General features: G+C 34.1%; 10 protein-coding genes and 1 pseudogene. 5 read left to right on the forward strand and 6 right to left on the reverse strand.

Annotated features, from left to right (window positions below; translation table 11 throughout):
* The first annotated feature begins 153 nt into the window (after positions 1-153).
* Positions 154-1612, forward strand: a pseudogene (locus tag IPM51_08670) (IS1182 family transposase).
* Positions 1613-1933: 321 nt separating this feature from the next.
* On the opposite strand, the gene IPM51_08675 reads toward IPM51_08670, so the two are convergent.
* From IPM51_08675 to IPM51_08685, 3 genes are all read right to left on the reverse strand, one after another.
* Complete coding sequence (locus tag IPM51_08675; GenBank protein MBK9284381.1) at positions 1934-2995, reverse strand: hypothetical protein; 1062 nt, start codon at positions 2993-2995, stop codon at positions 1934-1936.
* A 223-nt stretch (positions 2996-3218) separates the two neighbouring features.
* Complete coding sequence (locus IPM51_08680; GenBank protein MBK9284382.1) at positions 3219-3515, reverse strand: hypothetical protein; 297 nt, start codon at positions 3513-3515, stop codon at positions 3219-3221.
* A gap of 244 nt (positions 3516-3759) precedes the next feature.
* A complete protein-coding gene (locus tag IPM51_08685) occupies positions 3760-3912 on the reverse strand; it encodes a hypothetical protein (GenBank protein MBK9284383.1) in 153 nt (50 codons plus the stop codon).
* A 126-nt stretch (positions 3913-4038) separates the two neighbouring features.
* On the opposite strand from IPM51_08685, the gene IPM51_08690 reads away from it, so the two are divergent.
* Positions 4039-5423 (forward strand): IS3 family transposase gene (locus tag IPM51_08690; protein ID MBK9284384.1). Its coding sequence is split into 2 segments (ribosomal slippage): positions 4039-4960 and positions 4960-5423, totalling 1386 coding nucleotides; the frame shifts between segments, so codons are not numbered across the junction.
* Between the two features lie 313 nt (positions 5424-5736).
* Here the strand turns inward: IPM51_08690 and IPM51_08695 are convergent.
* The 3 genes from IPM51_08695 to IPM51_08705 all read right to left on the reverse strand — a co-directional run bounded on the left by IPM51_08695 (position 5737) and on the right by IPM51_08705 (position 10421).
* Positions 5737-6111 carry a hypothetical protein gene (locus IPM51_08695; protein ID MBK9284385.1) on the reverse strand — a complete coding sequence of 125 codons (375 nt, stop codon included), beginning with the start codon at positions 6109-6111 and terminating at the stop codon, positions 5737-5739.
* Between the two features lie 215 nt (positions 6112-6326).
* Positions 6327-8774 carry a TonB-dependent receptor gene (locus IPM51_08700; protein MBK9284386.1) on the reverse strand — a complete coding sequence of 816 codons (2448 nt, stop codon included), beginning with the start codon at positions 8772-8774 and terminating at the stop codon, positions 6327-6329.
* Positions 8775-8942: 168 nt separating this feature from the next.
* Positions 8943-10421 carry a LysM peptidoglycan-binding domain-containing protein gene (locus IPM51_08705; protein ID MBK9284387.1) on the reverse strand — a complete coding sequence of 493 codons (1479 nt, stop codon included), beginning with the start codon at positions 10419-10421 and terminating at the stop codon, positions 8943-8945.
* Between the two features lie 137 nt (positions 10422-10558).
* Here IPM51_08705 and IPM51_08710 point away from each other — a divergent pair, with 137 nt between their 5' ends.
* The 3 genes from IPM51_08710 to IPM51_08720 all read left to right on the forward strand — a co-directional run bounded on the left by IPM51_08710 (position 10559) and on the right by IPM51_08720 (position 12288).
* Positions 10559-11017 (forward strand): hypothetical protein, encoded by a 459-nt coding sequence (locus tag IPM51_08710; GenBank protein MBK9284388.1) that lies wholly within the window; start codon positions 10559-10561, stop codon positions 11015-11017.
* Between the two features lie 124 nt (positions 11018-11141).
* Entirely contained in the window at positions 11142-11870 is a 729-nt protein-coding gene (locus IPM51_08715; protein ID MBK9284389.1) for a MotA/TolQ/ExbB proton channel family protein, read from the forward strand.
* Between the two features lie 13 nt (positions 11871-11883).
* A complete protein-coding gene (locus IPM51_08720; GenBank protein ID MBK9284390.1) occupies positions 11884-12288 on the forward strand; it encodes a biopolymer transporter ExbD in 405 nt (134 codons plus the stop codon).
* Position 12289: the final 1 nt, after the last annotated feature.

A 12289-nucleotide genomic window follows, 5' to 3' on the forward strand; every position in this document is an offset into this window, starting at 1 on the left:
ATTTTTATTGTCGGTCTGTTCAAGGCTTATACGATCGTCATAGAGTTGCCACTAACGTCAGCCTGTGAAAAAACACATTGTTATTAACAGCAACTGTTTGTTATTACTGAAATAAAGATAAATAAAAAAAACGAATATGAATTATCTTTGATTATGCCAAATGTAATCTCTAAAAACCGCAGTCAGATTGAGTTTAAAAGCCTTGAAGATTGTATAGAAAAAGAAAATACAGTTAGATTTATAGATGCCTTTGTAGAGAAGTTGGAATTAGAAAAACTATTTTTTGTAAATAAATCTGTAAAATCAGAAGGCCGTCCGAGTTTTACTAATCAGTTATTTTTAAAAATTTACATTTACGGGTATATGAATGGAATCCGTTCATCACGTAAATTGTCAAAAGAAAGTAGCCGTAATATTGAAATGCAATGGTTGTGTAATGGCTTAACACCAAACTATCATTCCATAGCGGATTTCAGAAAAGTTAATCCCCAAGCCTTGCGCAACACGTTTAAATTATTTGTATTGTTTTTAAAAGATGCTGATTTAGTAGCAGGAGAAGTTATAGCCATAGATGGCACCAAAGTAAGGGCACACAATAGTAAGAAAAACAACTATAACCAAAAAAAGATAGATAGACATTTTGCATACATTGAAGAAAAAGCCAATCAATATCTCAAAGAATTAGATGCCTGCGATAAAAACGAACAAAACGAAAAAGTAAAAAACATAGAAGAGAAATTAGGAAGACTTAAAACGCAAAAGATAAAGTATGATCAACTTCAGGATTACTTAACTAAAAGTAACGAACCGCAAATAAGCACAACGGATGCAGATGCAAGAGCCTTATTAATACAAGGTCAAGTAGTAGAGGTAAGTTACAATACACAAGCGGCAGTAGATGACAAGCATAAATTAGTAGTAGCAACCCACACAATTAATCGTAACGATAGAAATGCATTAAGCAACATAGCATTAGAGACTAAAGAAAATATACAAGCAGAGACCTTTACCGTGTTAGCAGATAAAGGATATAACAATGCAAAGGAAATACAAACGTGTCAACAACACGGATTAAGCACCATTGTAGCGCAACAAGAGATAGTTAACAGTAACGATAAAGGCACCACTAAAGATTATTTAGTAACTAAATTCACGTATAATAAAGAGAATGACACATACACCTGCCCGCAAAAGCAAACACTAACAACAACCGGTACCTGGCACACAAAGAAACGCGACAATGGTTCTCATAAATTTAAAAAATACCGAACCACAGCATGTAAAACCTGTGCTGCTTTAAAACTATGCACAGCAAAGGCTGATGGTAGAAGGGAAATAGAACGAAGCGAATATGCAGAGGCAATAGAAATAAATAATAAAAATTACAAAGAACAATACGGGCTCTATCGCAAACGACAAGAAATTAATGAGCATATTTTTGGCACGATAAAAAGAGTTTGGGGCTATAATTACACTAACCTTAAAGGATTAAAAAAAAGTAAATGGGGAATGGGCATTAATTATGACAGTTTATAACATAAAACGAACAATAAACATACTTGGTTTTGAAGAACTGATGCAAAAAACTCCATGCCTGGAAGCCAAAGTATAACAAGGGATGGCTTTATGCACAAAAAACTAACAAAAAAGAAGCTGTTATAAGAACATTATTTTTTGAAGTAAAAATGGCAGCCTAAAATTTTGCTATCCCTATATACAAATTATGTAAGCCTCAATAAATTTTACAATCAAAAATTTGCTATCCAAAAAATAAACTGAATTTTTTCACAACCTGACGTTTCTCGGCTTTGCGAAGTGGCGGATTTTGAAGTACTTACTTTCAATTTAGCACTAAAGTTTATTAGAACTCCTAATGCTCAATTTAGCACTGAACCCGCCATTTTGCCAAACTGCTGTTAGCTGTAGCCTTTTATTAATTCCTTCTTGTCAAATCAGTTACCACTTTTCCGTCATATTTCCAAAATCCATATGTTCCGCCAAACCAAATATTGTCTTTTTTGTCTCCAATTATAAAAACTATTCCTTCGTATTTTTTGCCTTTACTATCAACAAATCCATTAAATTCTTTTCCGTTATAGGTACAAAGACCTTGCTGTCCACCAATCCATAAATTTCCCTTTGTGTCTTCGTAAATTGCTCTAATATTTTTGGTGCATAGTCCGTCTTTCGCTGAAAAAGTATTAAATGAGTTTCCATTAAAAGTAGTCAAGCCACTTTCTCTATTTCCATTAAATCCAATCCAAATATTACCCTTTCTATCAATTATGCTTGTTCTTACTTGGTCGTCACTTATTCCATCTTTCGGCATATATTGAGTAAAGGTATTTCCGTCAAATTTGTGAACTCCACCGTGAGACATTGAGGCGAACCATAAGTTTCCATTATTATCTTCTGTAATGCTTTGAATAACGTTGTGATAAAGTCCATCAGGCATAGTATCGCCAATTTCCGATAAGTGGTTCGTGAATAATTTGCCATCGTAACGATATGCTCCAGCTCCATTTGTTCCTATCCAGTAAATTCCCATTTTATCTTGAACGATAGATTGTACTTCATTTGGATTGACCATCGGATATGATTTTTTAAGCCAATCGGTTGAGATTTTATATTCTGGAATTTTTAAATGTGTAAATTTTGTTCCATTAAAAACGGAAATTCCGTTTGCTGTTCCAAACCATAAATCGCCATTATCAACTTGATAAATACAAGATATTTTATTGTTAGAAAGCCCATCTTTTTCTGTAAAATGGACATAATTTGAACCATCAAATTTATAAACACCATCGTTGGTAGTTCCAAACCAAAGGTTGTCGTCTTTATCTAAAAAGCCGCAATAAGCATTCCCATTTGGGTTTTCTATTTTTCCTGTCGTTATATTATCTTCAGTTTTGTCTTGCTTAACCTGTCCATTACAAGAAGACAAAGTAAATATTAAGCCTACAAGTGTAAAATACTTTGGTAATATCAATTGCATATGTTTTCCCATTGGTTCTTGGTTTGTTTAGGTTACAGCTAACGTTTTCGGGGCTTGCGCCGTTTTTTGCTTGTCCAAGTTATGCATTTGAGCGTTAACACGCAAAAAATGGAGCAAGACCTGTGTTACCAGCTGGCCGACGCACACAGTTTTATTTAGGTCTCGGGATACCACCAGCCCGAATGAACATGTTTATATTCTCGTCCTCTGTCGTCGATAATTTTTATTTCACAGGTAAAGGGCCTTCTACGTGTCCGCTTTGTTTTGGTAATGTTTTGTTGAGATCAAATTCAATTGTCATTGTAGCTTTAGAAACATAGTCCATTGTCGAGCCGCTATTTTTAACCAGGTCTGGAAACCATTTGCACCAATGATGAATTGAGTCACGAATTGGTTTTGTCAGCAGTCCGTCAGGTGTCGCGGTGTCTGCGAGAATGTGCACGTAAAGTTTGCTTAAGTTGGTCAGCCGAGATTGCTTTAGTAAATGTCCGAGAAAATAGTCGTCATTAATGTAGTTCATAAGACTAATGAACGAATGTCCGAAGTTGTGCGATACACTTTTTAATGGCTTATGACTTGTCATTGTCTGAATGTTTTTTGTCTACCGGGATTTGTCCCGGCGGCTTGCTGGTAACTTGCGGATAAGCGCTACTCACCCATTTTTAATTATTTGTTTTCGTTTGTAAGCATAAATATAATAAAAAAACCACCCAGTCCCTGAGTTTATCGAAGGGGGGCGGTTTAAATTTGCATTTACAAACAATCTAACGCTTCAGTTTTTTAACTAGCCATTTACATCCAACAGAAACAGAAAAACTAACAACAGCTCCAATAGCCGCAAGGATTGCTGTTTTTAAAATATCTGATGAACCTATGTTCGCCAATACGGTCAAGGCTGTTCCCGAAACAGTTCCCATGATAGTCCCACTTTCTATGTGATGGCTGTTACTCACTACTTAAGATGTAAATCGTCAGCATAAAGTGGACTAAATTTAACTAAAACTAAGAGAGTGTTTCCAGAAAAACAATAAATTTATAATACTATGGAAACAAAGAAAAAACAAACAGCGGAGAACTTTATAAAAGAGATACGTCGTAAATCAAAAAGAATATTTAGTTCAGAACAAAAAATAAATATTGTAATGGAAGCTATACGAGCTGAGATGCCAGTAGCTGAATTATGCAGGAAGTATTCCATTAACCCATCTCAATTCTATAAATGGAACAAAGAGTTTTTAGAAGCGGGAAAGAAGAGATTATCAGGGGATACAACCAGGGAAGCAACCAGTGATGAAGTAGCGGAGCTCAGAAAAGAAAATCAAAAGCTAAAGGAAACCGTAGCTGATTTAGTATTGCGCTATGATATCGTAAAAAAAAAGCTTGAACATATTGGAGAATCTGTAAAATTCAAAAAGTATATGAGATTTACAGCTTCCGAAAAACAAGAGATAATCAAAATTGTTGTCCGTTCCGAAATCGGCGTTAATAAAACGCTTCGCGAAATCGGTTTAAACAAAAGCACGTTTTACAATTGGTACAAATCCTATTCCGACAATGGTATTGATGGTTTAGAGCCTTGTAAGCGCACTTCTAACAGGCAGTGGAACACAATACCCCGGGAACAAAAAAACTTAGTTGTAGAGCTTGCTTTAGAGTGTCCTGAATTATCGTCAAGAGAGCTCGCGCACAAATTAACCGATGAACAACAAATTTTTATTTCTGAATCGAGTGTTTACCGGATTTTAAAAGCAAGAGGACTGATAACAACACCCGAGCATATTTTTTTAGCAGCTAAAGATGAGTTTACAAACAAAACAGGATTCGTTCATCAAATGTGGCAAACTGATTTTACTTACTTTAAAATAATTGGATGGGGTTGGTATTACTTGAGTACCGTTTTAGATGATTACAGCCGTTATATTGTACACTGGGAGCTTTGTGCAGGAATGAAAGTGCAGGACGTAAAAGAACCGTTGACAGAGCAATTATAAAAGCAAGAATTGTAACTAAACAACGGCCCAGATTATTATCCGACAATGGTTCATGTTACATTGCAGGCGAACTCAAAACATATTTGAAAGACAATCATGGAATGGATCAGGTACACGGCAGACCCATGCATCCGCAAACGCAAGGCAAGATTGAACGTTATCACCGAACAATGAAAAACGTTGTGAAGCTTGATAATTATTATTCACCGGAAGAATTAATTGCGGCCATTGAAAAGTTCGTGGAAAATTACAACAATGCTCGTTATCATGAGTCTTTAAAAAATCTAACGCCTGCTGATGTTTATTTTGGACGAGGAGAACTAATTTTAAAAGAAAGAGAAAAAATCAAACAAAATTCATTAAAAAAAAGAAGGGAGGAATATGAAAAAATGAGAAAAATTATGAAACATCAAAAAACTAACTTAACTTTAAATTAAACTTAAAACACTCTCTTGTGAAAAGTTCACTTTACTTTGACTACATACATGTGTACCACAAGTAACGTTTCCACCTACAAGGCCACGTGGACCATAGTGTGCGGAAGAAGTAAGAATAGTAAATAAAAATATTGCGCATAGCGCTTGTTTAAAAATTGTATTTATGATTTTCATAGTAATTTAAATAAATATTGATAATAACTTATTGTGTGAAATATGTTTCACAAAAAAAAATCACACCAAAGCAAAGCCTTGTGCCTGTACTAAAATAATTTTAATTTAAGCGGCAAAGAAAATGTGTTTGGCCTGATACTTATACCTTTTCGGGAGGAAGAAAAATTGAAGTAGAAAAGCCTATAAGCGTCTTGCTACTAGCCATATCCAAGTATTCGAGGCAAGGCAAGCTTATGTTTTTAAAAACTATATAATTTGATTCGTGATTTAATAATTGAATTCCTTCTTCTTTGAGATTAGGAGCTTTTTGTTCTTCTTTGGATGTGACATCTTCTTCAAGTTCTTCAGCAAGACAGCATTTTCCTTCACAACCTAATTCAGGCTTTTCTCGATTCTCACATAAATTATTTGCAATATATTCTTGGTTGAGGTAAAATTTAATTAATATGCTAACTTGACTTCCATTTTGAATTAGAAATCCAACTAGTAACAGAGGTGCTAAAAACCTTTTCATTTAATAAGTAAATATATAAAAAAATAACAAGAGTTTAACATACTTATAAAGAATATAGGTGTCCAACTTTTTTTCCCTTTAACGCTTTTAAACTTAAGCTAATTACAACGAAAGGGAATTAGTTTTAAGAGTAGATCGTTTTAATAAGTCTTGAATTTAAACCCTATATATCAAAATTTGAAGTTTATATAGTTTGATACGCGATAGTTGTTTTATTAAAAATCAAACCTTACATAAAAAAGCGGCAAAAACCCTAATTGATAATTTTCAATCAAAGGCGATTTATTGAGGTCAGCCGGGTCGGGTGAATAACTTAATGCTAAAACATTTTTAGTGGATAAAAGATTAATTAAATCCAAAGCGAGTTCAAGGCTGGTTTTCTTTAAATTAATTTTATAGGCTACTCTGAAGTCAATTCTATTGTATGGATTGAACTGAAGGGTGTTGATGGAATCATCTACAGGAACTACATCCATGATTGCATTGCTGGCCGCAATATTCACCGGCGAATATCTTTTTCCACCTCCATAAGTAAATTTAGTACTGAAGCTTAATAAATCTTTTTTGTTTTTTCCTACGTTGTATTCCAATCCTCCTAACAGATTCATCATGTAATTTCCGTTAAAATCAGTATCATAAGTTTTTCCGTTACTACCGGTATATTTACTTTCAAACAGGCTGCCGCTAAACATGAAAAAGAAATGATTGTGAAAAGATTTTTGAATGGTTAATTCAATACCGTAGTTTGTGCCGGTTCCGTTATTTTCCATGGTGTAAAGCGGAAAGAATCGAGTAAAAGTAGCGCCCCTATTTAAGGCGGATACTCCGGATTTAACCTGATACACGGGCACATTCCAAAGTAATTGACAAAACAATTCGGTTTTTACTGAAAAGTATTTTCCCAGGCTTATATCATGACCAATTACAAAGTGATTGCTTTTAGTAAAATCTAAATCTTTATTGGTTAGTTTCTTTTCGGTATTTGGAATTAAAGTATTTTTTTCCACTATACTATCCGGAGCTGTAAAATATAAATAGGTTTGCTGCATTTGACTGTGTAAACCATAGGCAACACTCAAAACTTGATTTGAATTGATTTGATACCTAAAACTAGCTCTAGGTTCTACACTCGATTTCCCGTTCAATGTTAAATAGTGGGCATAAACTCCGCCATTAAAACTCAAGCGATTATTGAATTTATGAACGTAAGTAATATAAGGTTGTATCAAATAAAAATCGGTTACCGAATTAATTCTTCCTTTAAATGGTTTATTTAGAATCGCTGAAGCCGTAGTGTCAAAAACCGAATTGATTTTGATACTGTCTTTAAAATTCACATTTATCCTATTTACAAAAAATCCGGTTTTGATACTGTTTCTTGAATTGAATTTAGATTTAATAAACCAGGCTAAAGTTGTTTTTCCTTCATAAAAATTATATCCCAGAATTTGCGGAAGCGTATCTTTTGGAATGAAATTTTTGTTTCGTAATACTAAAAAATGCTCACTTTTTATAGAAGAAGCGCCATAGGCCAAACTGGTTTTCATAATTGTTTTGGTGCCAAAACTATAGGTATGATTAAAAATACCGGCGCCCATGTTGGTTGCAAAATACTGATCGCGGTTTAAATCTCCGTATAATTCCTTGGGCCTTTCTTTGGTATTACTTAATACAATGGCAATTTTACTTAATCCTCCAATGCCATTAAAACTAAATACACCTGCTTTTTTGGTTGGAAAATTAAGACGGAATCCTACGTCCTGATAACCGGGCACCGCACTGGTTCCTATATTAATATTGGCTTTACTGAAAAGGGCTAGGGTAGAGTAGCGATAGGAAAAAATATAAGTGGCTCCGGTTTTTTTACTTAATGGGCCTTCGGCTGTAATCTCCGTTCCTAAAAATCCAAACTGAAATGTTTTTTCGTGTTTTTCATTATTCCCGTTTCGCATTTTTAAATCAAATACACCGCCAATTGCGTTACCGTAATTGGCAGGAAATGCTCCGGTAAAAAATTCGCTGTTAGCTAAGTATTTATTATTGATTATTCCCTGAGGTCCGCCGGCCGAACCCGCAATAGCAAAGTGATTGGGATTGGGAATATCAATTTCTTCTAATCTCCATAATAAACCGGTTGGACTATTTCCTCTTATCACAATATCATTACGCGAATCATTAGTTCCTTGTACGCCTGCAAAGTTAGCGGCCATCCTCGCCGGATCGTTTCTTGAGCCGGCATATCTTTCTGTTTCTTCTATGCTGAACTCTTTCATGTTGGCCATGCGCATATTGCTTACCACATCCGTATCTTTACTTGCTTTCACTTCAATTTCTCCAATCTCAAACGTGTTTTCTTCCAATTCTACATTTAATATTACTTCTTTTCCTGAGGTTACAATAATATCACGAAGTGGAGTGGTTTTGTATCCGGTATAGGTGAACAAAAAAGATTGTCTTCCAACCGGAATATTTTCCAATTTAAAAAAACCATTGTTGTCGCTTACCGTATTGGCAACTATACCCTTAGTGGTAACTTGTACAACTACACCCGGTAAACCAATTCCAATATCTTTATCGCTTATTTTACCTTTTACGGTTTGTGTGATTTGAGCTGATAATAAAGCGGGCAAAGCACAAACAAGAAAGAAAATGATTTTTTTCATGGATTAAGTTTTAATCAAAAGTAACACACAAGATAGGCTTATCTATGTCACATTATGCAGTTTGTAAAAAAATTTATGCAAAAAACGCAGATGAAGTGAATGTAAAAGGGATAAACCGTAAAATGCAAGCAATTTTAAGATTATTAGGATACCGACAGGTTATTAAATTTAGTCTCGGATTTTTAAGACTTCACCTATCTGAAGGTCATCACTTTTTAAACCATTTAAATTGCGAATGGAATTAACAGTAACTTTGTACCTATTGGCAATCACTGATAGTGATTCACCCTTTCTAACTGTATGTGACTTTTTGGTTGATTTATTTTCGGCTAGTAATTTATTTGTAAGTTTTTCCTTTTTTGCTTCTAATTTTTCAGGAGCGTTGTTTTTTTCTGCCGGTTTTTGAGCGCGAACATAAACGGTTAATTTTTTTCCGGCCCGTACACCTTTTTTTCCAATGAAATTCCAGTTTTTTAAATCCATTACGGTAACACCGTATTTACGTGCAATTGTGCTTAATTTTTCGCCGGATTTAACCGTGTGTATTTTTTTAATTTCTTCAATATTTTCAACTAATTCTCCATTTTCATTTTGAGCTTTTAAGGCTGCATATATATCCTGCTCGTTGGTCAGGAAAATCCCAATTTTCTTTTTTGGTAAACACATACTGTGTCCACCCGCAGGAATAATATTTTTTCGGTATTGCGGATTAAAATATAAAATTTGCTCTTGATCAATATCTAAAGCGGTTGCTATTTGATCAAAAGTCATTTGTTCTTTCACAATTACAGTATCCACTTCAAAATAGGTTTTGATTGGAACCGATGGATAAATATTATGTTCCGCGGCGTAATTCATTACATAATTTGCGGCAATAAAGGCAGGCACATAACCCTGTGTTTCTTTAGGTAAATAAGGTCTTATTTCCCAATACGTTTTTTTGCCGCCGCTTCTTCGGATAGCCTTAGAAATACTTCCGGGCCCGGCATTGTAAGCTGCCAATACCATTTGCCAATCGCCAAACATATCGTATAAACTCTTTAAGTATTCGGCTGCGGCTACTGTCGCTTTATATGGATTGCATCTTTCATCTAAATATGAATTTACATTTAATCCATACATTTTTCCTGTAGGATACATAAATTGCCATAGTCCCATTGCTCCTGCGTGAGATCGAGCATACGGAATAAGAGCACTTTCAATTACAGCCAAATGCTTTAATTCAAGCGGAATATTGTAGCGGTCTAAAACTTCTTCGAACATGGGATAATACAATTGAGCCATACCCATCATTCTGCTAACACTGTTTCTTTTACGATAACAGTATAAATTAATAAAACCTTTTACGTGTTCGTTATACACCAAGTCAAAAGGGGATACGGCATCTAATTTGGCAATTCTCGTTTGATAAGTATAATCATCATAATAGGGAATACTGTCTTCTTTAAATTTATATTTATTGTTTTTGGGGAAAATAGATTTTTGAAAACCCGATTCAAATAATTTTAATTTTTGCAAACTATCCAACATAGTTGCAATCGGATCGTCGTTTTGAGCTACTTCAGCTAAGGAAACTGTTTCTTGCCCAAAAACAACCTGCAGATTGAAAAGTACAAGGATGAAGAATATGTTGCGACTTTTTTTCAATTTATCTATATTTTATATACGAACTTTTGCTAAAAACGTTACAATTTAAGGAATATATTATAAAAATAAGAAGCTGTAAGTTCGAAAAAAAAGAGATTTTAGACGAATAAAGCTGTATTAAGTTTTAACTTTACCTTGTGAAAAAAGCCGACTTAGAAGAACCTCCACTTATCAATATTGAAAGAAATCCAATTGTATTGATTTCATCCTTAATTTTAACCCTTGGATTAGGATATTTAACCTATAAAAATTTATTTGCTAAAGATGTAATGGATATTAATCCATTGGCATTTTTTCTTTGCGTTCCTACTGCAATTTTAGCCTTTCAAACCTTATGGTTTTTGTTAAATCCGTTTGCGTTAATTTATGAAGACCGATTTGAGATTAAATGGTCTTTTTTTGGAAGCGGAGTTTGGTATTTTATTGATTTTAATAAGGCCGGCATAAACGCCAAAAAGGCCATCGTGTTAAATTACAACGACGGTGAAACTTGCAAACTAAAGTTGTTTGGTATTAAAACCGGACATATTCCTTTGCTTTTTCAGGAAATTACGAATGGAATTTCTGCTTCTTTAACAAATAGAGCTCAACAATAGTGAATTAGCTTGTAACTATTTCTAATTGGCTAATTATAATAAACAAAGCTTTGTTTAAAATCAGCCTATGCAGTAAAATTACCTGTCTCTTTTAAAACTAATTTCGTAATTAAAAACTGTTTCAATGTTACATTTTATTTTACAAACAAACGTGGCTGTGGCTGCGGTGAACGATTCACTAGCTAATTCTCCAGCCGTTGCCGGAATTCAAACTATGCCTGAAGTAACAGAAACGAAAATATCGTTGATGGAAATGGTAAGCAAGGGGGGGCCAATTATGATTCCCATTGCATTATTGCTTTTAGTAAGCATTTATATTTTTGTTGAACGATTAATCGTTATCACTAAAGCTTCAAAGAAAGTTCCGAATTTAATAGGAACTATGAAGGAAATGATTCATAGTGGCAATATTGCGAATGCCCGAACTATGTGTAAAAGCAGTAATACACCAGAATCATTGATGATAGAGCAAGGAGTTGCACGTATTGGGCAATCCTTTTCTGAAATCAGAGAGGCCATGAATAAAAGTGGGTCCAATGAAATTGCTAAACTGGAAAAAGGGATGAATATTTTAAATATTATTGGGCGTATTGCACCTATGTTTGGGTTTATTGGGACAATTATTGGTGTTATTACTATTTTTTATGATATCTCATTAGCTAAAACGGTTGAAATTGAAATTATCTCAAAAGGATTGTATCAGAAAATGATTACATCGGCCGGCGGATTAGTAGTTGGCGTATTTGCATTTGTGTGTTACCATTGGTTAAATACCAGAATAGACAAACTCGCACAACGAATGGAAGATTCACAAATTGAATTATTAGATTCTTTAAACGAGCCGGCAAAATAAATAATTTAAAAAAATGGCATTACGAAAAAAACATAGAGAATCTGAAGTAAGTACTGATTCATTAAATGACATCATGTTTTTCTTACTACTCTTTTTTCTGATTCTTTCCACTATGGTGAGTCCTAATTCCATAAAAATTAACTTACCTAAATCCGACCCGAATGTTACGGTGGATAATAATAAGAAACCAATTCATGTAGCAGTTTCTAAAGACAGAAAATATTATGTGAATAGTGTAGAGATTACACTTGAAAACATGGAGGCTGAGATTGCAAAATTTGCAGCACAGCAAACAGAACCTACAGTATTAATGCATTTGGATAAAGAGTTAACAATACAGGATCAGATTGATATTATGACCATTTGTTATCGGTTAAAATGTAAAACAGTATTAGCAACGGCTGCAACACAAAAATAAA

It is taken from the genome of Sphingobacteriaceae bacterium, assembly GCA_016715905.1.
In the GTDB taxonomy this organism is placed as follows: Bacteria; Bacteroidota; Bacteroidia; order B-17B0; family Aurantibacillaceae; genus Aurantibacillus.

What these genes read in the sequence shown, in the direction of transcription:
- IPM51_08685 (MBK9284383.1), bottom strand. Translation starts at nt 3,912, where the DNA reads ATGGGAACTGTTTCGGGAACAGCCTTGACCGTATTGGCGAACATAGGT.
- IPM51_08675 (MBK9284381.1), bottom strand. Translation starts at nt 2,995, where the DNA reads ATGCAATTGATATTACCAAAGTATTTTACACTTGTAGGCTTAATATTT.
- IPM51_08695 (MBK9284385.1), bottom strand. Translation starts at nt 6,111, where the DNA reads ATGAAAAGGTTTTTAGCACCTCTGTTACTAGTTGGATTTCTAATTCAA.
- IPM51_08680 (MBK9284382.1), bottom strand. Translation starts at nt 3,515, where the DNA reads ATGAACTACATTAATGACGACTATTTTCTCGGACATTTACTAAAGCAA.
- IPM51_08720 (MBK9284390.1), top strand. Translation starts at nt 11,884, where the DNA reads ATGGCATTACGAAAAAAACATAGAGAATCTGAAGTAAGTACTGATTCA.
- IPM51_08700 (MBK9284386.1), bottom strand. Translation starts at nt 8,774, where the DNA reads ATGAAAAAAATCATTTTCTTTCTTGTTTGTGCTTTGCCCGCTTTATTA.
- IPM51_08715 (MBK9284389.1), top strand. Translation starts at nt 11,142, where the DNA reads ATGTTACATTTTATTTTACAAACAAACGTGGCTGTGGCTGCGGTGAAC.